At 67.0% G+C, this 26,079-nt stretch carries 24 protein-coding genes and 1 tRNA gene; 13 read left to right on the top strand and 12 right to left on the bottom strand.

The genetic code is table 11. The features are described 5' to 3' along the window. Positions 1-41: 41 nt before the first annotated feature. Complete coding sequence (locus tag VL15_RS01365; RefSeq protein ID WP_048242687.1) at positions 42-1,340, bottom strand: c-type cytochrome; 1,299 nt, start codon at positions 1,338-1,340, stop codon at positions 42-44. A 19-nt stretch (positions 1,341-1,359) separates the two neighbouring features. After that, entirely contained in the window at positions 1,360-2,124 is a 765-nt protein-coding gene (locus tag VL15_RS01360; protein WP_048242685.1) for a c-type cytochrome, read from the bottom strand. Between the two features lie 377 nt (positions 2,125-2,501). On the opposite strand from VL15_RS01360, the gene VL15_RS01355 reads away from it, so the two are divergent. Beyond that, positions 2,502-3,434: a copper resistance D family protein gene (locus VL15_RS01355; RefSeq protein WP_048242684.1), complete on the top strand. Its 933-nt coding sequence runs from the start codon at positions 2,502-2,504 to the stop codon at positions 3,432-3,434. 156 nt (positions 3,435-3,590) lie between these two features. On the opposite strand, the gene dgoD is transcribed toward VL15_RS01355, so the two are convergent. Further along, positions 3,591-4,739, bottom strand: coding sequence for a galactonate dehydratase (gene dgoD, locus VL15_RS01350; protein WP_021160175.1), 1,149 nt, complete (start codon positions 4,737-4,739; stop codon positions 3,591-3,593). 155 nt (positions 4,740-4,894) lie between these two features. Here dgoD and VL15_RS01345 point away from each other — a divergent pair, with 155 nt between their 5' ends. After that, positions 4,895-5,578, top strand: coding sequence for a FadR/GntR family transcriptional regulator (locus tag VL15_RS01345; RefSeq protein WP_048242683.1), 684 nt, complete (start codon positions 4,895-4,897; stop codon positions 5,576-5,578). 27 nt (positions 5,579-5,605) lie between these two features. Here the strand turns inward: VL15_RS01345 and VL15_RS01340 are convergent, their stop codons facing one another. Next, positions 5,606-5,851, bottom strand: coding sequence for a DUF1272 domain-containing protein (locus VL15_RS01340; RefSeq protein ID WP_048242682.1), 246 nt, complete (start codon positions 5,849-5,851; stop codon positions 5,606-5,608). A gap of 147 nt (positions 5,852-5,998) precedes the next feature. On the opposite strand from VL15_RS01340, the gene VL15_RS01335 reads away from it, so the two are divergent. Then, positions 5,999-6,346 carry a GFA family protein gene (locus VL15_RS01335; protein ID WP_048242801.1) on the top strand — a complete coding sequence of 116 codons (348 nt, stop codon included), beginning with the start codon at positions 5,999-6,001 and terminating at the stop codon, positions 6,344-6,346. Positions 6,347-6,380: 34 nt separating this feature from the next. Here VL15_RS01335 and VL15_RS01330 read toward each other — a convergent pair whose 3' ends face one another. Further along, entirely contained in the window at positions 6,381-9,488 is a 3,108-nt protein-coding gene (locus VL15_RS01330) for a transglycosylase domain-containing protein (RefSeq protein ID WP_048242681.1), read from the bottom strand. 421 nt (positions 9,489-9,909) lie between these two features. On the opposite strand from VL15_RS01330, the gene VL15_RS01325 reads away from it, so the two are divergent. Continuing rightward, positions 9,910-10,302 carry an MAPEG family protein gene (locus VL15_RS01325; RefSeq protein ID WP_048242680.1) on the top strand — a complete coding sequence of 131 codons (393 nt, stop codon included), beginning with the start codon at positions 9,910-9,912 and terminating at the stop codon, positions 10,300-10,302. 90 nt (positions 10,303-10,392) lie between these two features. On the opposite strand, the gene VL15_RS01320 is transcribed toward VL15_RS01325, so the two are convergent. Then, positions 10,393-11,346, bottom strand: a complete 954-nt coding sequence (locus VL15_RS01320) for a LysR family transcriptional regulator (protein WP_048242679.1) — start codon at positions 11,344-11,346, stop codon at positions 10,393-10,395. Positions 11,347-11,475: 129 nt separating this feature from the next. Here VL15_RS01320 and VL15_RS01315 point away from each other — a divergent pair, with 129 nt between their 5' ends. The 4 genes from VL15_RS01315 to VL15_RS01300 all read left to right on the top strand — a co-directional run bounded on the left by VL15_RS01315 (position 11,476) and on the right by VL15_RS01300 (position 15,289). Continuing rightward, positions 11,476-12,654 (top strand): M20 aminoacylase family protein, encoded by a 1,179-nt coding sequence (locus VL15_RS01315; protein WP_048242678.1) that lies wholly within the window; start codon positions 11,476-11,478, stop codon positions 12,652-12,654. A 122-nt stretch (positions 12,655-12,776) separates the two neighbouring features. Next, positions 12,777-13,556 carry an ABC transporter substrate-binding protein gene (locus VL15_RS01310; RefSeq protein WP_048242677.1) on the top strand — a complete coding sequence of 260 codons (780 nt, stop codon included), beginning with the start codon at positions 12,777-12,779 and terminating at the stop codon, positions 13,554-13,556. Positions 13,557-13,714: 158 nt separating this feature from the next. Beyond that, positions 13,715-14,860, top strand: a complete 1,146-nt coding sequence (locus VL15_RS01305; protein WP_048242676.1) for a porin — start codon at positions 13,715-13,717, stop codon at positions 14,858-14,860. A gap of 144 nt (positions 14,861-15,004) precedes the next feature. Beyond that, a complete protein-coding gene (locus VL15_RS01300; RefSeq protein WP_048242675.1) occupies positions 15,005-15,289 on the top strand; it encodes a PAAR domain-containing protein in 285 nt (94 codons plus the stop codon). Between the two features lie 58 nt (positions 15,290-15,347). On the opposite strand, the gene VL15_RS01295 is transcribed toward VL15_RS01300, so the two are convergent. Together VL15_RS01295 and VL15_RS01290 are read right to left on the bottom strand one after the other, a co-directional pair. Further along, the gene (locus tag VL15_RS01295; RefSeq protein WP_048242674.1) at positions 15,348-15,659 is read right to left on the bottom strand and encodes a cupin; all 312 of its coding nucleotides are present in this window, start codon (positions 15,657-15,659) and stop codon (positions 15,348-15,350) included. Between the two features lie 59 nt (positions 15,660-15,718). Continuing rightward, positions 15,719-16,402, bottom strand: a complete 684-nt coding sequence (locus VL15_RS01290; protein WP_048242673.1) for a DJ-1/PfpI family protein — start codon at positions 16,400-16,402, stop codon at positions 15,719-15,721. Positions 16,403-16,519: 117 nt separating this feature from the next. On the opposite strand from VL15_RS01290, the gene VL15_RS01285 reads away from it, so the two are divergent. Further along, on the top strand, positions 16,520-17,491 hold the full coding sequence (locus VL15_RS01285) for a GlxA family transcriptional regulator (protein ID WP_048242672.1): 972 nt from the start codon (positions 16,520-16,522) through the stop codon (positions 17,489-17,491). Positions 17,492-17,666: 175 nt separating this feature from the next. After that, entirely contained in the window at positions 17,667-18,641 is a 975-nt protein-coding gene (locus tag VL15_RS01280; protein WP_048242670.1) for a LysR family transcriptional regulator, read from the top strand. A gap of 129 nt (positions 18,642-18,770) precedes the next feature. Here VL15_RS01280 and VL15_RS01275 read toward each other — a convergent pair. The 4 genes from VL15_RS01275 to VL15_RS01260 all read right to left on the bottom strand — a co-directional run bounded on the left by VL15_RS01275 (position 18,771) and on the right by VL15_RS01260 (position 23,182). Beyond that, positions 18,771-18,847, bottom strand: a tRNA-Met gene (locus VL15_RS01275). A 156-nt stretch (positions 18,848-19,003) separates the two neighbouring features. After that, on the bottom strand, positions 19,004-20,662 hold the full coding sequence (locus VL15_RS01270; RefSeq protein ID WP_048242669.1) for an MFS transporter: 1,659 nt from the start codon (positions 20,660-20,662) through the stop codon (positions 19,004-19,006). A 226-nt stretch (positions 20,663-20,888) separates the two neighbouring features. Further along, positions 20,889-22,436 carry a sensor histidine kinase gene (locus tag VL15_RS01265; RefSeq protein WP_048242668.1) on the bottom strand — a complete coding sequence of 516 codons (1,548 nt, stop codon included), beginning with the start codon at positions 22,434-22,436 and terminating at the stop codon, positions 20,889-20,891. A gap of 17 nt (positions 22,437-22,453) precedes the next feature. After that, positions 22,454-23,182 carry a response regulator transcription factor gene (locus tag VL15_RS01260; protein WP_048242667.1) on the bottom strand — a complete coding sequence of 243 codons (729 nt, stop codon included), beginning with the start codon at positions 23,180-23,182 and terminating at the stop codon, positions 22,454-22,456. 190 nt (positions 23,183-23,372) lie between these two features. Between VL15_RS01260 and recA the strand changes: the two genes are divergently transcribed. The 3 genes from recA (at position 23,373) to VL15_RS01245 (ending at position 26,055) form a co-directional block, all read left to right on the top strand. Beyond that, positions 23,373-24,443, top strand: coding sequence for a recombinase RecA (gene recA, locus VL15_RS01255; protein ID WP_048242666.1), 1,071 nt, complete (start codon positions 23,373-23,375; stop codon positions 24,441-24,443). Then, positions 24,443-25,300, top strand: coding sequence for a recombination regulator RecX (gene recX / locus VL15_RS01250; RefSeq protein ID WP_048242665.1), 858 nt, complete (start codon positions 24,443-24,445; stop codon positions 25,298-25,300). Before recA ends, recX begins: the two co-directional genes overlap by 1 nt. 146 nt (positions 25,301-25,446) lie before the next feature. Then, the gene (locus VL15_RS01245; RefSeq protein WP_048242664.1) at positions 25,447-26,055 is read left to right on the top strand and encodes a DUF2889 domain-containing protein; all 609 of its coding nucleotides are present in this window, start codon (positions 25,447-25,449) and stop codon (positions 26,053-26,055) included. The last annotated feature ends 24 nt before the right edge of the window (positions 26,056-26,079 follow it).

Below are 26,079 nucleotides of genomic sequence, written 5' to 3'. Positions count from 1 at the left end.
GCGGTTTCCCGCAGCCGCGCCCCGTTTGCGTCACGCGTTATTTAGTCAAGCGGCGCGGAACGCAGGTCACTCACCTGTTGTGGCGAGATCGGCGTACCGTTGTTGCCCCAGGACATCCGGATGTACGTTACCACTGCTGCGACTTCCTGGTTCGACAGCGACTGCGCGAACGGCGGCATGCCGTACGGACGCGGGTTCTTGAACGTGCTCGGCGGATAACCACCATTCAGCACCATGCGGATCGGGTTGACCGCCGATTCCATCATGATCGAGTGGTTGCCCGCGAGCGGCGGGTAGGCCGGCGGCTTGCCCGAGCCCGTTTCGGCGTGGCAGGTCGCGCAGTTGTCCGCGTAAATCTTCTTGCCCTGGTCGAACAGCGCGTTGCCGAACTGCTTCGACGGCTCGTACTGCATGTTCTTCGGCGCTTCAGCCTTCTGCGGGATCGACTTCAGGTACGTCGACATCGCGCGCGTATCTTCGTCGCTCATGTACTGCAGGCTGTTGTGGACCACGTCCGCCATCGGGCCGAACACCGCGCCCTTGTGCGACACGCCGGCTTGCAGCAGGTCGGACAGCTCCTGCACGTGCCAGTCGCCGAGGCCGAGTTCCTTGTCGTTCGTCAGCGACGGCGCATACCAGTTCTGCAGCGGGATCAGGCCGCCGGCGAACGCCGACGAGCTCACCGGGCCGCCCATCATGTTGATCGACGTGTGGCACATCGAGCAGTGGCCGAGGCCTTCGACGAGGTAGGCACCGCGGTTCCACTCGACCGACTTCGTCGGATCCGGCTTGTACTCGCCTTCCTTGAAGAACAGCGTGCGCCAGCCGATCAGCAGGTTGCGGTTGTTGAACGGGAACTTCAGTTCGTGCGGACGGCTCGGCACCGACACCGGCGCGACCGAGCGCAGGTACGCGTAGATCGCATCCGAATCCGAGCGCGTGACCTTCGTGTAGCTCGCGAACGGGAAGCCCGGGTAGAGCAGGCTGCCGTCCTTCGAGCGACCCGTGTGCATCGCGCGGTAGAAGTCGTCCGACGTCCACTTGCCGATGCCGGCCTGGTCGTCCGGCGTGATGTTCGGCGTGTACATCGTGCCGAACGGCGTCGCCATCGGCAGGCCGCCCGCGAACGACTTGCCGCCGCGCACGGTGTGGCACGCGATACAGTCGCCGACGCGCGCGAGGTATTCGCCCTTCTTGATCAGCGCGGCCTGGTCGGCCGGCGTCGCGGCGACGGCGGATGCGCCGTGCAGCGTGTCGTTGCCCGGCCACAGGACCGGCACGAGGGCGGCGGCCGCGACGATCGCGACGGCCGAGAGTGCAAACAGGGACTTGCGTTTCATTGTGTCTGTCTCCCTTGCCTTATTGCGGTTCGCTGCCGCAGGCGAGCGGAGTCTTCATCGAACGCGCCGGGGCCGGCACGGGGTTGGCGGGCGCCGGTTGCGCGGCGAGCCACGCGGTCACGGCCGTCACGTCTTCGTCGGAAAGCTTCGATGCGATGTCGTGCATGCAGTCGGGTGCCTTGGCGTGGCGGTTGCCCGAGCGCCATGCGCCGAGCTGCGCGCTCAGGTAATCGGCGTGCAGGCCGACGAGGCCGGGGATCGCCGGCTGCATGCCGGTCAGCCCCGCGCCGTGGCAGGCCGCGCAGGCCGGCAGCTTGCGGGACGGATCGCCCTGCGTGACGAGCTGCTTGCCGCGTGCGAGCGTCGCGGCCGGCAGCGTCGGCTTGGCCGGCGTCGGGTACGGCGGACGCTCGGCCGAGAAGTGCTCGGCGATTTCGCGCAGGTAGTCGTCGTTCAGGTACGTCAGCAGGTAGTTCATCGGCGGGTACTTGCGCCGACCGTCACGGAAGTTGACGAGCTGGTTGTACAGGTACTCGGCCGGCTTGCCGGCAAGACGCGGGAAGTAGTCGTTGTCCGTGCCCTGGCCGTGGACGCCATGGCATGCAGTACAGCCGCGCACGCGCTCGGCCATGGTATCGGGTGCCTTGAGCGGCGCCTGCTGGGCGTGCGCTTGCTCCGTGGGCTTGGTCTGCGCTTGGGCAGCGCTCATAAGGCCCGCTCCGCCGATCAACAGAACGGCGAGCAGCGGACGGAAGAGGCGTCTTGAAGACACACGAGACTCCATGTTTATTCGTCGGGGACCTGTCCGGGCTACGATCGGCTCGGCGCGTGGACGGCAGGACAGCCGGGCTGCTGCGACGCGGCATTCTATCATCGATGGGTAATGACGGCTATTTGGCAAAACGACATCGGTTCCTGTCTGTTCGCGACTTGCGACAATTTGACGCGTATCGCGCCGTGTTTGTGTGAACCGGCGTGCGCTTTCACCATCGAAGACCGTACACTCGCGGGTCGCGCGGCGCCGCCTCCGCCGCAGGTCCAGTCATTTCTCCCGTTTCCGGATTTATCAATGACGTTTTCTACCGTGCCGTTGCCTCCTTCGCACTGTCTCTCCCGTTGCCGTCGCACTGCCGGCCTGCCGTATGCGGGAGGGTGCGCGCGATGAAGTTCGACAGCTTGTGGATCGGGCAGGTCGCGCTCGCGGCGCTGATGGACGCCGCGTTCGCGATGGCGGTCGGCTCGGCGCTGCTCAAGGCGTGGCTCGGCAAGGACGGCGCGCGGCCGATCGTCGCGCCTTCGCATCCCGCGTGGCTGCGTGCGCAACATTCGCTGGTCGCGGCGGCGCTGGCGCTCGTGCTCGCGGACCTCGGCTGGCTGGTCTACGAGGCCGCGACGATGAGCGGCGCGGGGCTCGGCGGCGCGTTCGCCGCGATTCCGACCGTGCTGATGCAGACGCACACGGGTTTCGCGTGGAGCGTCGCGTTCGCCGGTGCCGTGGTGCTCGCGATCGTCGCGCTGGCGAAGCCGGACAGCCCGGCCGCGCACGCGGTGCTGTGGCTCGCGGTGATCGTGGTCGCGGCCAGCAAGGCATCGCTCGGCCATGCGGCCGACACGGGTGCGCTGTCCGCGGCGGTCGGTGTGCAGACGCTGCACCTGCTCGCGACGGCGGTGTGGGGCGGCCTCGTGCTCGCGGGCGGGCTCGCGGTGCTGCCGGCGCTCGGTTCGTCGGTCGCGCGCGGTGCGCTGATCCGCATCGGCCAGCATCTGTCGCGTACGTCGATCATCGCGGTCGTATTCGTGCTCGGCACGGGTGCACTCAATGCGATCCGCGGGCTCGGCGGTTCGCTCGCGCCGCTCGACGGCAGCACGTGGGGGCGCTTGTTGCTGCTGAAGCTGCTGCTCGTCGCGCTCGCGCTCGTGCTCGGCGGCCTGAACCGCTTCTCGGCGCTGCCGCGCTTGCGCCGCACCGCATCGACCGAGGACGCACACACGTTCCGCAACATCCTGCATCTCGAAGGGCTGACGATGATCGGCGTGTTCGTCGCGGCCGCCGTGCTGTCGTTCAGCGTACCGGGGTTCGCGGCGCTCGGCTGACGGCGGGTTCCACGCGGCGCGCGGCGAGGCCGCCGGGGCGCGCCCGGCACGTGGCACCCGTCGCGCCGCGCATGTAAAAACGGCCGCCTGTCGGGCGGCCGTACTCGAATCGATGCGTACCGCGCGGGCCGCAGCCGCGCGCGATGCGCATCGCGCTCACCACTCGGCGACGCTGCCGTCCGCGTGGCGCCACACCGGGTTGCGCCAGCGGTGGCCCGTCTTCGCCATCTCGCGCACCTTCTCCTCGTTGACGTCGATGCCGAGCCCCGGGCCCTGCGGGATCGCGACGAAGCCATCCTCGTAGCGGAACACCTCGGGGTTGCGCAGGTAGTCGAGCAGGTCGTTGCCCTGGTTGTAGTGAATGCCGAGGCTCTGCTCCTGGATGAACGCGTTGTAGCTGACCGCGTCGAGCTGCAGGCACGCGGCGAGCGCGATCGGGCCGAGCGGGCAGTGCAGCGCGAGCGCGACGTCGTAGCTCTCCGCGAGCGTCGCGATCTTGCGGCACTCGGTGATGCCGCCGGCGTGCGACGCGTCGGGCTGGATGATGTCCACGTAGCCGCCCGCGAGGATGTGCTTGAAGTCCCAGCGCGAATACAGCCGTTCGCCGAGCGCGATCGGCGTGTTGGTCTGGTTGACGATGTCGCGCAGCGCCTCGGCGTTCTCCGACAGCACGGGCTCCTCGATGAACATCAGCTTGTACGGGTCAAGCTCCTTCGCGAGCACCTTCGCCATCGGCTTGTGCACGCGGCCGTGGAAGTCGACGCCGATACCGACGTGCGGGCCGACCGCGTCGCGCACGGCCGCGACGTTCGCGATCACCTGCTCGACCTTGTCGTAGGTGTCGACGATCTGCAGCTCCTCGGAGCCGTTCATCTTCACCGCCTTGAAGCCGCGCTCGACGACCGCGCGCGCATTGTTCGCGACGTCGCTCGGCCGGTCGCCGCCGATCCACGAATACACCTTGATGCGATCGCGCACCTGGCCGCCGAGCAGCGCGTGCACGGGCACGCCGTGATGCTTGCCCTTGATGTCCCACAGCGCCTGGTCGACGCCCGCGATCGCGCTCATCATGATCGGGCCGCCACGGTAGAAGCCCGCGCGGTACATCACCTGCCAGTGATCCTCGATCAGCAGCGGGTCGCGGCCGACGAGGTAGTCGGCCAGCTCCTGCACCGCGGCCTCGACCGTGTGCGCGCGGCCTTCGACGACCGGCTCGCCCCAGCCGACGATGCCCTCGTCGGTTTCGATCTTGAGGAACAGCCAGCGCGGCGGGACGACGAAGGTTTCGAGGCGGGTGATTTTCATGACGCGAGTCTCCATGGTTGACCGGCGCGGGCGCTCGGGCGCGGCGCACGGTCGCGTGCTTTGGCGGTTATCCTAGCGTAGACCGATAAATAATAGTATTAATAGCACTATTGTGCAGATAGTGGGCAGCCGGCCCGCCGGCCCAACGGAGAACGATCATTCAACGCGACCTGCATGGACAGACGGCTTTCCGGCTGGCGACGGCGATCCTGCGCGGCGACTATCCGCCCGAATCGTTGCTGCCGAGGGAGCCCGACCTGATGGAGCTGTACGGCGTGAGTCGCACGGTGATGCGCGAGGCGCTGCGCACGTTGACGTCGAAGGGGCTGGTCGAATCGCGGCCGAAGGTCGGCACGCGCGTGCGGCCGAGCCGAGCGTGGAACCTGCTCGACGCCGACCTGCTCGACTGGTACGCGCGCGTCGCGCCGCCGCTCGCGTTCGCGCTGAAGCTTCAGGAGATGCGCGAGATGATCGAGCCGTACGCGGCCGCGCTCGCCGCGCGCGCGCATACGCCGGAAGCGTTCGACGCGATCGACGACGCGGCGCGCGCGATGGCCGCCGCGCGCAACGTCGACGAGTGGGTGCGCGCCGACCTGCGCTTTCACCTGAGCGTGCTCGAGGCCGGCGGCAACGAACTGCTGGTGCCGCTCGGCGCGCTGATCGATCGCACGCTCGAGGCGCAACTGCATCTGAATGCGCGCCGCGCGGACGTCTACAACGCGTCGCTTGCCGAGCACACGGCCGTCAGCGACGCGATCCGCGTGCGCGACGAGGACGGCGCGCGCCGCGCGATGGCGGCGCTGCTCGCGGTGACGCGCGCGCGGATCGAGATGTCGTGACGGAGAGGGGCGGGCGATGCGGCGCCGTCAGGCGCTCACGCAGCCGCCCGGCTTGTGGATGCGCTCCGTCGACGCCGGGTACTTTGCGAGCAGGCTCGCCGACCGCCGCGGTCGCACAACCAGATCGCCGCCGCAGTTCGGGCAACGGCCCTTCAGCACGTTGTCGGTGCAGCTCGCGCAGAACGTACATTCGAAGGTGCAGATGCGCGCATCCGCCGAATCGGGCGGCAGGTCCTTGTCGCAGCATTCGCAGCCGGGGCGCAGTTCGAGCATGAGTGTCTCCTCGTTTTGAAAAAGGCGGGCGCCGGCGCACGTTGCGCACGGCGCGGGTGCGCGCTACTGTACCCGCATCGAATCGGCTTGGCCAACGGTGTCCGCCCGGGCGCCGTCGACGCGCGCGAGCCGCACCGGGAGACGACCATGCTTTATCGCGGAAGCTGTCATTGCGGAGACGTGAAGTTCGAGGCGGAAGGCGACCTGCAAGGCGTGATGGCGTGCAATTGCTCGATCTGCCAGCGCAAGGGCGCGCTGATGTGGTTCGTGCCGCGCGACCACATGAAGCTCCTCACGCCCGACGAGAATCTCGCGACCTACCTGTTCAACAAGCACGTGATCCGGCATCGCTTCTGCAAGCGCTGCGGGATCCATCCGTTCGGCGAAGGCGTCCATCCGAACGGCACCGCGATGGCGGCGATCAACGTGCGCTGCCTCGAGGATGTCGATATCGACGCGCTGCCCGTCACGCACTACGACGGCCGCTCGCACTGAGCGGCGCGTCACGGCATGAACCTGCGCGCCGGGCTCAGGACGGCCGCACTGCGGCGGCGCGCGGCGCGGGCATTTCCGCCTGCGGCGCGGGGCCCGCGGTGCGCGTGCCGGCATCGGCCGGGCGTTCGATCAGCGGCGCGAGCGCCGGCGCCATCGAGCGCAGCAACTGCACGGCCATCGCGCTCGTGAAGTCGTAGCGCGCCGCATACGGTTCGTGCGCGGTCGCCGTCAGGACCCCGAAGAACCGGTCGCCGATCACGAACACGAACGTGCCGCTGCGGTTCACCTTGCGCGACTCGATCAGCCGCGCGCCGCGCGCGTAGACGTTGAAGCGCTGGTCGCCCGTCCCCGTCTTGCCGTACACCTCGAGCGTCTTGCCGTCGGGCAGCGTGAACCCGCCCGCGAGACGGCGCGCGGTGCCGTTGAGCACGACGTCGCGCAGCAGCGTGTGCGCGACGTTGACGATCTCGGGCGACAGCATCGGCTGCGGTTGTGCGGCCGCGCGCACGAAGCGCGTTTCGTACGGCGTGCCTTGCGCGAAGTCGAGCCGCGTGATGGTTTCCGTCGGCGCTTTCTGGCCGCCGTTCGCGATCAGGCCGATCAGTTTTGCGAGCGCGTCGGGCTGGTCACCCGATGCGCCGATCGCGGCCGCGTAGGACGGTGTGACTTCCGCGAACGGGTAGCCAAGTGCGCGCCACGCCTTCGTGATCTCCGCATACGCACGCAACTCGACCATGCGGCGGATGCGCCGGTCCTGGGTCGCGTGGTAGCGCGTCTTGTACAGCCACGAGTACGTGTAGAAACGCGCATCGCGGCTGTCGCGCTGGACATCGCCGAGCGACGCGCCCGGGTGTGCCCGCAGGTAGTTGAGCGTCCACAGCGCGAGCGGGTGCACGCTCGCGATATAGCCCCGATCGTTGAGGTTGAAGCGGTCGATCGCGTACTTCGCGTAGAGCGCGGCGAGGTCGTCGTCGGACAGCGATGCGGCCGGCGTGCCCTTCAGCTGCACGCGCATCTGCGCATCGAACCACGCGAGCGATTCGTTCGGCGCGACGCTGCGCAGCACGGTCGCGATCTTCGGCGGCGACTTGCGCACGTCGTGCAGCATCAGCGCGAGCGCGTCGTCGGGCGCCTTGCCCGCATAGCGCGTGTAGTAGCGCTTCACGTAGACCTGGCTTTCGCCGTCGACGAACTGCTGCAGGTAATGCTGGCGCTGCTCGGGATCGTTGAGCCACGACGACGACGGGCCGGCGGCCTGCAGCGTCTCATAGTGGACGATGTCGCGCATCAGCCGCACGAACACGAGGTTGACCGAATGCTCGAACGCCGCGTGCAGCGTCAGGATGCGACCGTTGTCCGACTTTTCGAAGTTCGAGAACACCTGCGCGCCGCCGCCCGTGTAGAACACGTCGGGGCTCGCCGAATACTTGCGTTCGACGGCCGCGTCGAGCATCGCCTGCAGCGAGCGGTCGCGCGTATGCGACAGATAGTCGAGCGCCCAGTGCGACAGCCCGTCGATCGGGTCTGGCTTCACCCGGGCCAGCGCCGCGTTCGACAGGTTCGCATAGCGCGCATGCAGGTCGGAGACGATCTGCAGGTACGTGATCAGCGTACGCAGTTTCGCGGTCGAGCCGAGGTTGATGCGGCCGCCGCGGTTCACGTCGAACGGCTCGTTCACGCTGTCGGTCTGCACGCGCAACATGTTCGCGCCGTTACGGCGTTCGTACAGCGTGAAGCTGTACGTGAGGTGCGACGGGTCGTCCTTCGGTGCGAGCATTTCAAAACCGTACAGGCCGGCGGCCTGCGCGCCGTCGCGGGTCGACGCCAGCGCGAGCCGTTCGGCGACGGCCTGCTGCACGCGGTTGTCGAGCGTGCTCGTGGCCTGCAGGTCGAACTGGTCGAGCTGGTACAGGTCGCTGATGCCGAGCGCCGACAGCAGCGACGCGCGCGCGGACGTCACGGCCTTGCGCGACACGAACGACTGCACGTGCGCGGCGGCCGGCGGCGCGCTGCGTTCGATCTGCGCGGCGAGCGCGGCATCGCGCAGCGCGGGCGAGATCACGCCGCCGCTCGACAGCAGCCGCAGGTAGCTGTCGGTCAGCCGCTGCAGCGCCGGATAGCCGCTGTTGAGGAAGTACGACGGCGCGCGCTGCGCGATGATCAGCGACAGCACCTCGCGGAACGCCTTGCCCTGTTCGTCGACGTTGTCGCCGGTCGTCGGCGCGGACAGGATGCGGTTCACGTCGTTGAAGTCGCGCCCGTACCACGCGGTGAGACCGTCGCCGATGCCCGTGATCTCGCCGACGTGCGGCCGCGCGGCGAGCGGCACCGAGTTCAGGTAGCGCACGACGATCGTGCGGCGCGCGAGCATCGTCTGCGGGCCGTTCAGGTACGCGCGGACCGATGCGGACGCAATCTGCCGGAGCTTTTCGGGCGGCGTCGCGGTGCGGCCTTCGGGCGAATGGCGGAACTTCTCGATCTGCGTCGCGAGCGTGCTGCCGCCCGGGCGCGCCTGGTGACGGTTGACGACGTGCAGCGCCTGGTCGGCGACCGCGCGGCTGAAGCGCCCCCAGTCGATCGCCGGGTTGCGATTCGGCTGGTTCGCGTCGAGCAGGTAGCGATCCTCGATGAACAGCAGCGAATCGGCGACCACGCGCGGCACCATGTCGAAGTCGGCGTAGACGCCCTGCGGGAACACGGTCGCGAACAGCGGCGCGCCCGTCGAGTCGAACAGCATCAGGCCGGCCTGGTCTTTCTCGTCGTAGGGGAGGAACAGCCCGCGATCGCCGAGCGACAGCATCCGCTGCGAATCGCGCGCCTGCTTGCTGACGACGAAACCGCGCGCGAGCAACCGTTCCTGGAACGACGGAATCATCGCGTAGCCGAGGCGCTGGTCGTAAGGGCCGTTCGCGGGGAAGCGGATGTGATCGCTCGGGCCCGTCTCGACCGTGTAGCCGACGTCGCGGGTGAGCTCGGACAGGTAGTGCGCCTGCAGCCGGGACGTTTCGATCTCGGTCTGCACGAGTCGCGCAACGATTGCCGCCGCGATCAACAGCGCGGCGAGCAAAGACCACTTGACCCACGTCCAGACCGATGCGAGACCGGTCACGCGCGGCAGGATACGATTCAGCGGCCGATTCATGGCGGCGTCTCCCTGAAGGCGCGGGCTCCGGCCGCACCCCATTAAGGATTAGTGTAGTCCTCAACGGCGGGCTGCCAAGGGTGGTTCTCTACCGAGATGCGCAGACGCAACGCGCGTGCCTGTGACGCGCGGCAACCGGCGTTGCGGTGCGGCGGCGCGCGCCGCCGCGGGCTAACGTTTGCGCGTTTCGCGCCGAAGGTTCCGCGCGACAAGGGTGTCCGCGGGCAGGCCCGGGTGGCTGCGCAGGTGGCCGATGCACCGGTTTCGTGCGGCGCAGTATCGCTGCAAATCGGGCCGGAACCTGTTCGCGAAATCGTCGGCGGCATGTGTAGACGCTACGGGTTTCCGTGATGGTCGCGCACGCAGGCGGAGGGTAGGATCGCCGGATGTGCGGCGCATTTCCGCTTTCGCCGGGAGCCCCATGTCGATCCATCCCGTCGCGCTCGTTTGCACGGCCATCCTCGGGCTGCTGTTGTTTGGCCTCGGCCTCGTCGTGTCCGTCACGCGCTTCCGGCACACCACCGGAACCGGGTGTGCCGCCGATCCCACCAACGGGCTGCACAAGATCGTGCGCGCGCACGGCAACACGGCCGAATACGCGCCGTTTCTCGCGGTGCTGTTCCTCTATTTCGGCGCACACGATCCGTCGCGCGCGATTCTGTCGCTGATCGTCGTGGCGACCGCGTGCCGCTGTCTGCTCGTGATCGGATTGCTCGCGTGGCCGACGATGGCCGCGCCGAATCCCGTGCGTTTCATCGGTGCGCTCGGCACGTATCTGTGCGGTGCCGCGCTGTGCATCGCGCTGTTCGTCTGACTCGGGTGCGGTAGCCGGCGGGTTCGACGTGCCGGCCGACCGCAGGCGTGCAGCCCCGATCGATTCCGCGCTCGCCGTCGACGTACCCGTTCATAGCAGCAGGTCGAGTTGATCGAACAGCCGCTGGTTCTCCGTTGCGGCCGAGCGGCTGCGCTTGCGGATCGTTTGCGACAGGCTGTCGACGAAGCACTGGCTTGCCTGGCTGCGCATCGCGTTGTGCAGGCCGATGACGGCGACGCGGCCGGCGTCGAAGCGCTCGGCGAGCTCGAGTGGATGTGCCCAGTCGCGCATCGCATCGGTGAGGAGCAGCGGCTCGGGGCAATGGCTGAGCATGTCGTTGCGGCGGACGAGTTCCAGCATCAGCGCGCTGGAATGGGCGCAATGCAGGCGGGAACGATCGATCGCGGCGCCGTGCTGCCAGAAGATGTTGTGCATCGTCTCGTCATAGCTGGTCGCCGTGTAGTTGACCGCCCAGTCCTGCTCGAGCAGATCGTGAATCGAACGCCGGTTCGCGAGCGGGTGGCCGCGCCGTGCCACCACGCACGACTGATACGAGAACAGCGGCTCGTGATCGAATTCCCGGCTCGACACGACCGACGTCAGTGGCACGACCGACAGGTCCAGCGTGCCCTCCCGCAGCCGCGGCAACGCGACGGCCGTCAGGCCCTCGAAGATCTCGAGCTGCACCTTCGGCATCTGCTTGCGGAACAGCGTGATCGCTTCGGTCATGAACGTCAGCATGACAAGCGGCGTGACTGCGATCGTGAGCTTGCCGGTCTGGTCGCCGCGCAGCCGGGCGAGCGCGTCGTTCGCGCGTTCGAACTGCCCGATGATCAGCCGTGCATGACCCAGTAGCGTATGCCCGGCGTCGGTGAGGCTGACGCCGCTCGAGCTGCGCGACAGCAGCGTCAGTTTCTGCTCCTGCTCGAGTTCGCGCAGCGCCTTCGTCACCGCAGCCTGCGATACGCCGAGCAGCCTTGCCGCCGCCCGGATGCTGCCCGCGTCGGCGACCGCGACCAATGCATGGATCTGATGATTTTTCATACGATAGGCGTGCCGTGCACCGTGATAACCATTGGTTGTCAATATAACCAAATTGCGGCTTCCGGGGACGAATTGCGCTGCTTATGATCGGCTCCGCCTTGGTTGTCTGACCTACACGGAAGCCTCTTCATGTCCATCTCGTCCAATGAATTCGTGCCGCAAGGCATGCGCAATATCGAACGCGAGATGATCGCGCTGCGTCGGCAGATTCATGCCGATCCGGAGCTGAGCTTCCAGGAATACGCGACGAGCGCACTGGTCGCGGAACGTCTTGCGCAGTGGGGCTACGACGTGCATTGCGGGATCGGCGATACCGGTGTCGTCGGGACACTCGGCAACGGCGCCGGACGCACGATCGGACTCCGGGCGGACATGGATGCGTTGCCGATCGTCGAGGCAACCGGGTTGCCGTATGCGAGCACGAACCCAGGCGTCATGCATGCCTGCGGTCACGACGGACATACGGCGATGCTCCTCGCCGCCGCGCGGTATCTGGCGCAGAACCGGTGCTTTTCGGGCACCGTGCGCGTGATCTTCCAGCCGGCGGAAGAAAGCGGCGGCGGTGCGCTGCGAATGCTCGAAGAAGGTTTACTCGAGCGCTTCCCGTGCGATGCCGTATTCGCGATGCACAACATGCCGGGCTTGCCGGCTGGCCAGTTCGGATTCCGAAGCGGTGCCTTCATGGCATCCGCCGACTCGGTCACGATTCGCATCGCCGGTTACGGCGGCCACGGCGCAATCCCGCACAAGACGGTCGACCCGGTCGTCGCGAGCGCGTCGCTCGTCATGGCGCTGCAAACGGTGGTGGCACGCAATGTCGATCCACTCGAAACGGCCATCGTGACGGTCGGATCGATCCACGCGGGCAGTGCGTCCAACATCGTTCCTGACGCCGCCGTCATCGGCCTGTCGGTGCGTGCGCTCGATCCCGGCGTGCGCGACCTGCTGCAAGCGCGGATCACCGCGCTTGCGCACGCTCACGCGGAGGGTTTCGGCGCGCGGGCGGAGGTCGAGTACGAGCGCGGTTATCCGGTGCTGATCAATCACCCCGACGAGACCCGGCTGGCCGAATCCGTCGCCCGCGACTGGCTCGGCGACGGCGGACTCGTCCGCGACATGAAGCCGATCACGAACAGCGAGGATTTCGCGTATGTGCTCGAGCGCTGCCCCGGCTGTTACCTGTTGATCGGCAACGGTGAGGGCAAGGGCGGATGCATGGTCCACAACCCGGGTTACGACTTCAACGACGACATCCTGCTGACCGGCGCGAGTTACTGGGTCCGGCTGGTCGAACGCTTCCTTGCATAACGCGGCCCTGCTTCACCCGGAGCAGACAGGCGCCGTCGCCTGCCTGCCGTTCTAACAAACATTGACGGCAACGCGTTCGTGTCACGCGCGAACGTGCTTTCTCATCCTGGCTTGGAGACACCATGAAACGCCTTGTCCGCTCTAGTCTGTTCGCGCTCTGCGCCATTCCGCTGCTCGCTTCCGCGGGTGAACTGCAGACCCTTCGCTTCGGCATCGATCCGACCTATCCGCCGTTCGAATCGAAGCTGCCCGACGGTTCGTTCGTCGGCTTCGACGTCGATCTCGGCAATGCGATCTGCGCGAACCTGCGTATGCGTTGCGTATGGGTGGAGCAGGGCTTCGACGCGATCATTCCCGCGCTGAAGGCGCGCAAGTTCGACGCGATCCTGTCGGCGATGACGGCCACGCCGGCGCGCCGGCAGCAGATCGATTTCACCGAGCGTCTCTATTCGGGCGCGCCGCGCCTGATCGCCCGGGCGGGCTCCACGTTGCAGCCGACCGCGGCATCGTTGAAGGGGCGCCGGATCGGCGTTCAGCAAGGGTCGTTGCAGGAGACCTATGCGCGGGCCGAATGGGCATCGAAGGGCGTGGAGGTCGTGTCGTATCCGGGTACCGACCAGATCTATCAGGACCTCACGACCGGCCGCCTCGACGCGTCGTTCCAGGCGGCCGTCCAGGCCGACATCGGGTTCCTGCGCACGCCGCGCGGCAAGGCGTTCGCGTTTGCCGGCGCCGAGGTCAAGGACAAGCGTGCAGCGGGCGAAGGTGTCGCGATCGGTATCCGCAAGGGCGACACGCAGCTCGCGGCGAAGATCAATCAGGCGATCGCGTCCATTCGCAAGAGCGGCGAGTACGACAAGCTCGCGCGCAATTATTTCATGTTCGATATCTACGGCGAGTAAGCGTGACGTCCCGGGTTTCCCGGGCGTCTGACGCGGGACCGACGGATTCGCGACATCCACCGACGCATGCCGGGGACGGCGCACGCGCGCAACGAGCGCGTCGTGCGTGCTCGCGGCCGACCGTCCCGCCTGTTCGGCAAATCGGAGGAGACTGAAACATGAAGAAGCAGATGATCGGCCTGTTGCTGGCCGGCGGCGCGGTAACGTCGGCGCACGCCCAAAACAGCGTCACGCTGTACGGATTGATCGACGAAGGCGTGAACTACACGAGCAACGTGAACGGCCACTCGGCGTGGGAAATGTCGAGCGGCATCGTGCAGGGCAGCCGCTGGGGGATCAAGGGCGGCGAGGATCTCGGCGGCGGGTTCAAGGCCGTGTTCAGGCTCGAGAACGGTTTCGACGTCAACACCGGCCGGCTCAACCAGGGCGGCCGCGAATTCGGCCGCCAGGCTTATGTTGGTCTGTCGAAGGACGGTGTGGGTACGCTGACGTTCGGCCGCCAGTACGACTCGCTGGTCGAATTCCTCGGGCCGTTGACCGCGAACGGCAGTTGGGGCGGCTTCATCTTCGATCACCCGTACGGCAACGACAACACGGACAACTTCTTCCGGCTCGACAACGCGGTGCAGTTCTACAGCGCCGATCTGTCGGGCTTCCAGATGAGCGCAACCTACGCGTTCTCGAACAGCGCGGGCCAGTTTTCGCTGAATAATGCGCAGAGCGTCGGCGCTGGTTATTCGAACGGTCCGTTGACGGTCGGCGTCGGTTACCTGAACGTCAATCGCGGTGGCGCCAACACGGTCGGCGCGGTGACCACGGACGACGCGGGCTTCCTCGCGGAGCGCCAGCGCGTGTTCGGTGCGGGCATCAACTATCAGCTCGGCAAGGCGATGCTCGGCTTCGTCTACACGCACAGCGATATGAAGAACCCGACGTCGTTCCAATACATCAGCGGTTCGATCGTGCCCGCGGGACAGGCCGTGTCGCACCTGAAGTTCGACAACTATGAAGTCACCGCGACGTACCAGGTGACGCCGGCGCTGCTGCTCGGCGCGATGTACTACTACACGCAAGGGTCGCTCGACGCGTCCGGCGGAAAATCCCGGCCGCATTGGCAGACGGTCGGCCTGATGGCGGACTACAACCTGTCGAAGCGGACCGACGTGTATATCCAGGGCAGCTACATGAAGGTGAACGGATCGACGGGGACGGCGCTCGACCATGCCTACAATCCGGCCGCCGACGATTCGTCGTCGAACGACCGTCAACTGATGGCGCGCATCGGGATTCGCCACAAGTTTTGACGGGCGCGGCTGCGGCGACCGGCACGCGGCCGCCGCGCGGGGTGATATGCTCCCGGGACGACCGCGACCGACGGGCGGATTCCGACTGCCCGCGCGCGGCTCGCTGCCGCGCGGCGCGGCGTTTCCGAGGGAAGAACCGACATCATGAGCCGCAAATTCATTCTGAAGGGCGACACCACCGACCACGGCGGCGTGGTGCTCGAAGGGATCGCCAATTCATCGTTCGACGGACGCGAACTCGCCTATCTCGGCGCGCCCGTGTTCTGCGCCGCATGCAAGTCGCCGGGCGTGATCGTGTCGGATGGCGGCGAGCGGACGATGACCGTGATGGGCAAGGTCGTCGCGCTCGAACACGACCTGTGCCAGTGCCTGTGCACGCCGCAGCCGAAACTGATCGCGTCGCAGGCGACGGGCACCATCACGGGGTGAAACCCGCCGCGCGGATTCGGTTGCCATCCGCGCTGTATCGACGTACAGCCGCCGGCCGTCAGACGCTGCCTTCGGTCTCGATCACGAGGATGCGCGCTTCGCCAAGCGGATGCGCGACGTGCTCGGTGCCGACCGTCGCATGGAACACGTCGCCCGCTTCGAGCACCGTCGCGTGCTCGACGCCAGCTTCGCGATAGCGCATCTCGACGCGACCGTCGAGCACCGCGAACACTTCCTCGTCGTCGTTCACATGCCATTGATAGGGCTGGTCGGTCCAGTGCAGGCGGACCGTAACGCCGTTCAGGTTTGCAATGTCGAGCGCGCCCCACGGGCGGTCCGCGGTGAACGCGGCGCTGCGGATGATGTTCATCGATGTGTTCTCCGGCGCGTATGCGCGTCGTCTGCCAGCCAGTTTCCCCGTACCCACATTCAGCGCGACGTCGCGCGCAGCGCCTGCTCGATGATCTGCTTGCGCTTCGCGAAGCCGGCCGCCGACCGCTCGGTAACACGCTTCACGACCGCCGCCGGCGCGGTGTCGGGCGAGCCCGCGTCGAACGGTGGCGCGGGCGCGTATTCGAGCTGCAGCTGGATCGCCTGCGCCTCTTCGTCGCCGGCCAGTTCCGCGGCGATCGTCAGCGCGAAGTCGATGCCGGCCGTCACGCCGCCGCCCGTGATCAGGTTGCCGTCGCGCACGACGCGCTCGCGCACGGGCACCGCGCCCAGCGGTTCGAGCAGCGCGTGGAACGCCCAGTGCGTCGTCGCGCGCCGCCCGCGCAGCAGGCCGGCCACGCCGAGCAGCAGCGCGCCCGTGCAGACCGACGTCACGTAGCGCGCGGTGGCCGCGCGCTGCTGCACGAACGCGATCGTTTCGGCATCGAGCAGCAGGTCGTTGATCCCGATCCCGCCCGGGATGCAGATCACGTCGAGCGGCGGGCAGTCGTCGAACGTCGACGTCGGCGCGAGCGCGAGGCCGCTGCTCGACGCGACGGCGTCGCGCGACTTCCACACCAAGTGGACGGCCGCGTCCGGTAGCGACGCGAGCACGTCGTGCGGGCCGGTGAGATCGAGTTGCTGGACGCCCGGAAACACGAGTAAGCCGATATGCAGGGTCATGCGAAGACTCCGAGTGGAAGTGGTACACGCCGTTGCCGGCACATGATGGACAGATCGATTCTAGGCGCGTAGTGTTTGGCGAAATCGCCATATCACCCACGTTTTCAGCCAATCGCCATGCCTGCCGCTCCGCGCTCGATCCTGGTCCTCGCGTTCCCCCGCGCGCAACTGCTTGACGTGTCGGGGCCGCTGCAGGTGTTTGCGTCCGTCAACGAACTCGCGTTGGAGCGCGGGCAGCCCGCGCCGTATGCGCCACGCGTCGTCGCGGCCGATGCCGGGCCCATCGAGACGTCGTCGGGCCTCGTCGTGATGGCCGAGTCGCTGCGCTCGGCCGCGCGCGCTCCCGATACGCTGATCGTCGCCGGCGGCAAGGGCGTGCACGCGGCATCGCGGGATGCGCGGCTGGTGCGCTGGGTGCGGCAGCAGGCCGGGCGCGCGCGACGCGTCGCGTCGGTCTGCACCGGCGCATTCCTGCTCGCGGAGGCCGGCCTGCTCGACGGGCGGCGCGCGGTCACGCACTGGGCGCGCTGCGACGAATTCGCGGCGCGCTACCCGAACGTGCACGTCGAGTCCGACCCGATCTTCATCTGCGAGGGCGCGCTGTGGACGTCGGCCGGCGTGACGGCCGGCATCGATCTCGCGCTTGCGCTGGTCGAGGAGGATCTCGGACGCGCGACCGCACTCGACGTCGCGCGCGAACTTGTCGTGTTCCTGAAACGTCCGGGCGGCCAGGCGCAGTTCAGCGCGATGCTGTCGATGCAGCGCACCGACGAGCGGTTCGGCGAGCTGCATGCGTGGATGGCCGAGCACCTGACGGCCGACCTGTCGGTGCCCGCGCTGGCCGAACGCGTGCGCATGAGCGAGCGCAGCTTCGTGCGCCACTATCGCGCGGGAACCGGCCGCACGCCCGCGCGCGCCGTCGAACAGATCCGCGTCGAGGCCGCGCAGCGCCTGCTCGGCGAAACGGCATGGCCGGTCAAGCGGATCGCCGCGCGTTGCGGATTCGGTTCGGAGGAGACGCTGCGGCGCAGTTTCGTGCGCGTGCTGGGCGTGTCGCCGCAGGGGTATCGCGAGCGGTTCGTGCGGTGATGCAGGGGAGGCGGCTCGGGGCGGGAGCGGTTATCGCGTGGAACTGAACGGAAATCGATCGCTTTCCAGTGCGAAATGCCGAAACTATTCAGGACGATAGAACAATAGGTGGGGGCTTGTGCCGTGCCCGCTGCGCGCTCTATTCTGTTCCGTTGGCGATTCGAAGGGGGGCAGCATGGACCGAATCCAGGCAATGGAAGTTTTTACCCGCGTGGTCGACGCGAACAGCTTCACACGCGCGGCCGACACGCTCGCGATGCCGCGCGCGTCGGTGACGACCATCATCCAGAATCTCGAGGCGCTGCTCGGCGTGCGCCTGATGCACCGGACGACGCGCCGGCTGTCGCTGACGCCGGAGGGCGCCGCGTACTACGAGCATTGCACGAAGATCATCTCGGAGATCGCGGAAGCCGACGCGAGTTTCCAGGTCGGCAACCGCAAGCCGAGCGGCGTGCTGCGCGTCCACATGCCGAGTTCGCTCGGGCGGCGCGTCGTATTGCCGTCGCTGTCGATTTTCCGGCAGAGCTATCCGGACATCACGCTCGAACTGGGGCTCTCCGACCGCTACGTGGATCCGGTCGAGGAGGGTATCGACTGCATGATCCGGGTCGGGCCGCTCGAGGATTCGTCGATGGTCGCGCGGCGGATCGGGATGCTCAAACGCGTGACCTGCGCGTCGCCCGACTACCTCGCGCGTCACGGCGAGCCGCACGAGATTGCCGATCTCGCCGAGCATCATGCGGTGAATTTCCGGTCGAGCCACGGCGCGCGGGCGATTCCGTGGGTGTTCATGATAGACGGCAAGCCGTTCGAGGTGCGGATGAACGCGAGCGTGACGGTCAACGATTCCGATGCCTACGTGACGTGCGGGCTCGAAGGGTTCGGGATGATCCAGCCGACGCTGTTCATGGTGCTGCCGAACCTGCTCGACGGATCGCTGGTCGAGGTGCTGCCGGACTGCAATCCGAAGCCGAAGCCGATCTCGATCGTCTACCCGCACAACCGGCATCTGTCGCAGAAGGTGCGCGTGTTCGCCGACTGGATCGCGGAGCTGTTCGAGTCGACGCCGTCGCTGGAAGGCGGGGAGAACTGGCGCGGGAAGGTGCAGGGGAAGGCGGCGGAGGAACGGCGTGGGGCGGTGGCGGCGTAGGACGTCGCGACGAGGCCGGGCGGTTGGGCGGACGTGACGGGTGCTGATGCCGCATGCTTCTCGCGGAGCACGAGAAATTTCGAGGAGCAAAGAAAAAGGGCCCAGCTTGCGCTGGGCCCTTTTTGCATTTGGTGGCGAATCAGGGATTCGAACCCCGGACCTGCGGATTATGATTCCGTCGCTCTAACCGACTGAGCTAATTCGCCGAAGAAATAAATTATGCCGATGAGGCGTTTTGCTGTCAACACCTTTTTTCATCTGGCATGAAAAAAGTTGCCCTCGGCCCGTGTCGGCTTCGTCGCGGGGCGGGTTGCCGTTGGCCGGAACGCATCCGGCAACCGCCGCTCGCCCGCGCGTCGGCATCAGTCCTGCGCGTAGATGTTCGTGTCCTTCGTCTCCTTGACGAACAGCAGCCCGATCACGAACGTGGCCAGTGCGATCACGATCGGATACCAGAGTCCCGAATAGATGTTGCCCTTCGCCGCGACGATCGCGAACGCGGTTGCCGGCAGGAAGCCGCCGAACCAGCCGTTGCCGATGTGATACGGCAGCGACATCGACGTATAGCGGATCCGCGTCGGGAACATCTCGACCAGCATCGCCGCGATCGGCCCGTAGACCATCGTCACGTAGATCACGAGGATCGTCAGGATCACGATCGTCATCGGCCAGTTGAGCTGCGCGGGATCGGCCTTCGCCGGATAACCCGACGACTTCAGCGTGGTCGCGAGCGTCTTGTCGAATGCCGCCCCCTTCGCCTTCGCGTCGGTTCCCTTGGCGTCGTACGCTTCGACCACGGTGTCGCCCACCTTGATCTGCGCGGTCGTGCCGGCTGGTGCCGCGACGTTCTCGTAGTTCAGGCCCGCCTTCGCGAGCGCGCTCTTCGCGATGTCGCACGAGTCGGTGAACTTCGACGTGCCGACCGGGTTGAACTGGAACGAGCAGGTGGCGGGATCGGCGACGACCGTGATCGGCGCCTTCTGCGTGGCGATCTCGAGCTGCGGGTTCGCGTAGTGCGTGAGCGCCTTGAACAGCGGGAAGTAGGTCAGCGCCGCGATCAGGCAGCCCGCGAGGATGATCGGCTTGCGGCCGATCTTGTCCGACAGCGAACCGAAGAACAGGAAGAACGGCGTGCCGATCAGGAGCGCGATCGCGATCAGGATGTTCGCGCTCGCGCCGTCGACCTTCAGCGTCTGCGTGAGGAAGAACAGCGCGTAGAACTGGCCCGTGTACCACACGACGGCCTGGCCGGCCGTCAGGCCGACGAGCGCGAGGATCACGATCTTCAGGTTTTTCCACTGGCCGAACGCTTCGGTCAGCGGCGCCTTCGACGTCTTGCCTTCCGCCTTGATGCGCAGGAACACCGGCGATTCGTTCAGCTGCAGCCGGATCCACACCGACACCGCGAGCAGCGCGATCGATGCGACGAACGGCACGCGCCAGCCCCAGTTGCCGAACGCTTCCTCGCCGATGAAGGTGCGTACGCCGAGAATCACGAGCAGCGACAGAAACAGCCCAAGCGTCGCGGTCGTCTGGATCCACGCAGTGTAGAAGCCGCGGCGGTTCGCCGGCGCATGCTCGGCGACGTAAGTCGCCGCACCGCCGTACTCGCCGCCGAGCGCGAGGCCCTGCAACAGCCGCATCGCGATGAAGAGCACGGGCGCGGCGATGCCGATCGACGCATAGCCGGGCAGGAAGCCGACCACGAACGTCGAGATGCCCATGATCACGATCGTCACGAGGAACGTGTGCTTGCGTCCGACCATGTCGCCGAGCCGGCCGAACACGATCGCGCCGAACGGGCGCACGGCGAAACCGGCCGCGAAGCCGAGCAGCGTGAAGATGAACGCGGCGGTCGGATTGACGCCGGAGAAGAAGCTCTTGCTGATGTAGGCCGCGAGTGAGCCGGCCAGGTAAAAGTCGTACCACTCGAACACGGTGCCGAGCGACGACGCGAAGATCACCTTCTTCTCTTCGCCCGTCATCGGCGAGTGCGAAATTTGCCCGCCTAACGTTGCCATGAATCGTCTCCAAGTCCCTTGATATAGATGTGCGGCCGCCTTGGGTGGGCGGGCCTGTCGACGATTATTGGCACGGAAACTTACGGCGCACTGACTCGCGCGCACAAAACGACTGCGCGTTAACCCGCGCCGAATCAGCTTCTATACGTGCCGATTGTGATGCGAACGTTCGGTAAATCGCCGGTTTCGATGCGATTTCGGCGCGCCGCGGCGGTGCGTATCAGGGTTAATCCGGGGCGGTTTCGGCCAACGGCAGGCTGATGCGCACGAGCGTGCCGGCGAGGCGCGGTTCGCGCTGGTAGACGTGATCGTCGAGCGTCAGCGTGCCGCCGTGCTGCGTGGCGATCTCGCGCACGATCGCGAGCCCGAGGCCGCTGCCGTCGCCTTCGCGGCCGAGGATCCGGTAGAAGCGCTCGACGACGCGCTCGCGTTCGGCGGCGGGGATGCCGGGGCCGGTGTCCTCGACTTCGAGATGCACGAACCGCGCCGCCGGGTCGGCGTGCACGCGCACCGTGATGCGGCCGCCTTCCGGCGTGTAGCGGATCGCGTTGTCGACCAGGTTGCCGAGCATCTCGCGCAGCATCACCGGATTGCCGTCGACGTCGAGCGGCGTGTCGTCCGGTGGGCCTTCGTAGCCGAGATCCATCCGTTTCGCGAGCGCGGCCTGCACCCAGTCGCGCACCGTGCGCCGCGCGAGCGCGGCGATCTCGACCGGCTCGAACGTGAGCCCGCTCGCGCGGTTCTCGGCGCGCGCGAGCGCAAGCAGCTGCGTGACGAGCCGCGCGGCCTGCTCGGAGCTCGTCGCGATCTGCTCGAGCGAGCGCTGCACGTCGGGCGGAACCGGGTGGCGCAGCGCGAACTCGGCCTGCGTGCGCAGGCCCGCGAGCGGCGTCTTCATCTGGTGCGCGGCGTCGGCGATGAAGCGCTTTTGCAGCGCCATGTTCTGTTCGAGACGCGCGAGCAGATCGTTGAACGACGTGACGAGCGGCTCGATCTCGGGCGGCGCGCGCTGCGCCTCGACGGGCGACAGGTCGTCGGGTCGCCGCGCGCGGATGTGCGCCTGCAGCGCGTTGAGCGGCGCGAGCCCGCGCGACAGCCCGAACCAGACGAGCAGGATAGCGAGAGGCAGGATCACGAATTGCGGCAGGATCACGCCCTTGATGATGTCGTTCGCGAGCGCGTTGCGCTTGTCGAGCGTTTCGCCGACCTGCACGAGCACGGGCTGCGTGCCGCTCGATTGCGGCAGCGCGACCGTCGTATACGCGACGCGCACGTCGTTGCCGCGCAGCAGGTCGTCGCGAAACACGACGACGCCCGGCGGCGGGCGGTCCTCGTCGCGCGGCAGCGGCATGTCGGCTTCGCCCGCGACCAGCTCGCCGCGCGTGCCGAGCACCTGGAAGTAAACGCTGTCGACGTTGTCCGCGCGCAGGAAGTCGCGCGTCTGCTCCGGCAGCGTCAGCTCGGCGACGCCGTTCACCGGGTGGATCTGCCGTGCGAGCACGTAGGCGTTGGTCTCGAGTGTGCGGTCGAACGGGCTGTTCGCGATCGTCTTCGCGACGAGGTAGGTGACGGCGATGCTCATCGGCCACAGCAGCAGTAGCGGCGCGAGCATCCAGTCGAGGATTTCGCCGAACAGCGAGCGCGGGCGCGGGGCCTCGGGCGTATCGGTTTCGTCGGGCGGCGCGAACGGGTTCTCGTAACGTGCGTCGCGCGCGTCGTCGGCGGCCGACGACGGCGCGCCGGTCGGGTGGCGGGAATGGGCCGGCGTGGCCATCGCGGCGACGCCCGGCTTCAGCGCAGCGGCGTGCCGGCCACCGCGGGCTGGGGCGCTGTCGTGCCGGCCGGCGCGGCGGGCGCGACCTTCTCGAGGCAATAGCCGAGGCCGCGCACGGTCGAGATCCGTACGCCGCTCGGTTCGATCTTCTTGCGCAGCCGGTGCACGTAGACTTCGATCGCGTTGTTGCTGACTTCCTCGCCCCATTCGCACAGATGGTCGACGAGCTGCTCCTTCGACACGAGCCGGCCGATCCGCTGCAGCAGCACCTCGAGCAGGCCGAGTTCGCGCGCGGAGAGATCGAGCACGAGATCGTTCGCATACGCGATGCGGCCGACCTGGTCGAACGCGAGCGAGCCGTGCCGGACGACGGTCGGGCCGCCGCCCGCGCCGCGCCGGGTCAGCGCGCGCACGCGCGCCTCGAGCTCGTTGAGCGCGAACGGCTTGGCCATGTAGTCGTCGGCGCCGAGGTCGAGCCCCTTCACGCGCTCGTCGACGCTGTCGGCGGCGGTCAGGATCAGCACGGGGAGGTTGGAATTGCGGGCGCGCAGGCGCTTGAGCACGTCGAGCCCGGACATTTTAGGCAGCCCGAGATCGAGGATCAGCAGGTCGAATGTCTGCATCGACAGCGCCGTATCGGCGTCGACGCCGCTCTTCACGTGGTCGACGGCATAGCCCGATTGGCGGAGTGACCGGGTGAGGCCGTCCGCGAGTATGCTGTCGTCTTCGGCGATGAGAATTCGCATGTTGCTGACCGATGGCCGGCAAGGTGTTCGCGCCGGCGCGGCTGTCTCCGAAGTTATTTGTGTACAACACAGCCTGCATTGCGGGCTTGCATAAAACACTGTTTTTTTATACAGTGTCTGCATTCGTGGGCGGCGCTTGAAAGCGGGCGCGCCTTTAACAGACGCTGCTCATCATAGCAAAGGACGATTCATGGAAGAAAGCAAGAAAGGCTCCGGGATGACCGCCGAGAAGAGCAAGGCGCTGGCGGCCGCACTCGCGCAGATCGAGAAGCAGTTCGGCAAAGGGTCGATCATGCGCATGGGCGACGGCGAGGCGGCCGAAGACATCCAGGTCGTCTCCACGGGTTCGCTGGGGCTCGACATCGCGCTTGGCGTCGGCGGCCTGCCGCGCGGCCGCGTGGTCGAGATCTACGGCCCGGAATCGTCCGGTAAAACCACGCTCACGCTGCAGGTCATTGCCGAACTGCAGAAGATCGGCGGCACGGCCGCGTTCATCGACGCCGAACACGCGCTCGACGTTCAATATGCGTCGAAGCTGGGCGTGAACGTGCCGGAACTGCTGATCTCGCAGCCGGACACCGGCGAGCAGGCACTGGAAATCACCGATGCGCTGGTGCGCTCGGGCTCGGTCGACATGATCGTCATCGACTCGGTCGCGGCGCTCGTGCCGAAGGCCGAAATCGAAGGCGAGATGGGCGATTCGCTGCCGGGCCTGCAGGCTCGCCTGATGTCGCAGGCGCTGCGCAAGCTGACCGGCACGATCAAGCGCACGAACTGCCTGGTGATCTTCATCAACCAGATTCGCATGAAGATCGGCGTGATGTTCGGCAACCCGGAAACCACGACGGGCGGCAACGCGCTGAAGTTCTATGCGTCGGTGCGTCTCGATATCCGCCGGATCGGCTCGATCAAGAAGAACGATGAGGTGATCGGCAACGAAACCCGTGTGAAGGTCGTCAAGAACAAGGTGTCGCCGCCGTTCCGCGAAGCGATCTTCGACATCCTGTATGGCGAGGGTATTTCGCGCCAGGGCGAGATCATCGATCTCGGCGTGCAGGCGAAGATCGTCGACAAGGCGGGCGCCTGGTACAGCTACAACGGCGAGAAGATCGGCCAGGGCAAGGACAACGCGCGTGAATTCCTGCGCGAGAATCCGGAAATCGCACGCGAGATCGAGAACCGCATCCGCGAATCGCTTGGCGTCGTCGCAATGCCTGATGGCGCAAGCAACGAAGCCGAGGCGGTGGACGAAGAAGAGTGATGGTCGCGCGCCGAGGTCAGGCTGGCGAGCCGGAGGAGAGCGACATGCCCGAAACGGCGGGTCGCTCCGGCCGGCGAGCCGGATCCTCGGGCGCCGATCGGCGGGGCGCAGGCAGCCATGCCGCGAACCGCACCGCGACGAGGGCATCCGACGATGCCCTCGTTTCGTTTGAGATTACCGCGCCGGACGATCCGTTCGACGACGATGAATCGTTCGACGCACACGACCGGCCCCGCCGTCGCGTGTCCGGTGTCAGCTTCCCGGGTGAGCGCGCATCCGACGCATCCGCACCCGCCACGGAAGACGTCTATACGCGCAGCAGCCAGCATCCGCGCCGCACGCGTCGTGGGCCCGGCGCTTCTTCCGGCGACGATCCGGGCGCGGGAGAGCGCAAGTCGTCGAAGCCGCCGCGTTCGTTGAAAGGCCGCGCGCTCGGTTATCTGTCGAGGCGTGAATACAGCCGCACGGAACTCGCGCGCAAGCTCGCGCCGTACGTCGGCGAAGACGAATCCGTCGAGCCGGTGCTCGACGCGCTGGAAAAGGACGGCTGGCTGTCCGACGCACGCTTTGCCGAGAGCCTGGTGAATCGCCGCGCGTCGCGCGTCGGCGTCGCGCGCATCGTCAGCGAACTGAAGCGCCATGCGGTCGGCGACGTCCTTGTCGAGGAGGTGAACGCGCAGCTGCGCGAGACCGAATGGGCCCGTGCGCAGGCGGTCTGGCGCAAGAAATTCGGTGCACTGCCGCAAACGCCGGCCGAGCGTGCGAAGCAGGCACGTTTTCTCGCCGCGCGCGGCTTCTCGAGCGCGACCATCGTGAAGTTGCTGAAGGTGGGCGACGATTTCCCGATCGACGACTGACCCGGCCGGTCGCGTGCGTGGCGCGCGATTTTGCTGCAATGCAACCGCTTCCGGACAGGCGGGAATACCCGCCGTCGCGTCAAACTGTCTCAAATACCCAATATGCTAAAATCCATGGGTTTTCCTCTTCGGCCTCAACCTCCAGCATGCCGCTATCCGAGCCCGTGCCCCGTCAGTTGCGACATCAACGCGCAATCCGAGCGGAAGCTTACGAGCGCGGCGACGGCTTGTGGGACATTGAAGCCTGCCTGACCGACCACAAGCCGCGCGATGTCGCGCTTGCGTCGGGCATCCGGCCCCAGGGCCTGCCGATCCACGAACTCTGGCTGCGCGTGACTATCGATCGTGAACTCAATGTCGTCGACGCCGAAGCGTCTTCGGAATGGGTGCCGTATCCCGGTCAGTGTCAATCCGCCCCTCCCGCCTATCGGGCCCTCATCGGGCTCAATCTTTTCCGCCACTTCCGCCGCGATGCGAACCGACTGCTGTCGGGTGTCGCAGGCTGCTCCCACCTCACCGAACTGTGCGCCGTGCTGCCGACGGCAGCGATCCAGGCGTTTGCCGGTGACGTATGGAACGTGCGCGAGGAGGGTGGTGAAGGGCCGGATCACGACGGCGCGCACGACGAACCGCCGTTCCAGCTCGGTCGCTGCCGGGCGCTGCGGTTCGACGGCGAGGTCGTGCGGCAGTTCTACCCGCGCTGGTATGGTGCGGAACGGCCGGGCGTGCCCGGTGACGGCAGCACGAAGGAATGAACGGAAATCATTCGAAGAAGCGTC

Source organism: Burkholderia cepacia (genome assembly GCF_001039005.1).
GTDB lineage: Bacteria > Pseudomonadota > Gammaproteobacteria > Burkholderiales > Burkholderiaceae > Burkholderia > Burkholderia theae.
Note: the sequence above shows the minus strand (reverse complement) of the source record. Positions and strands in the feature narration are given on the sequence as shown.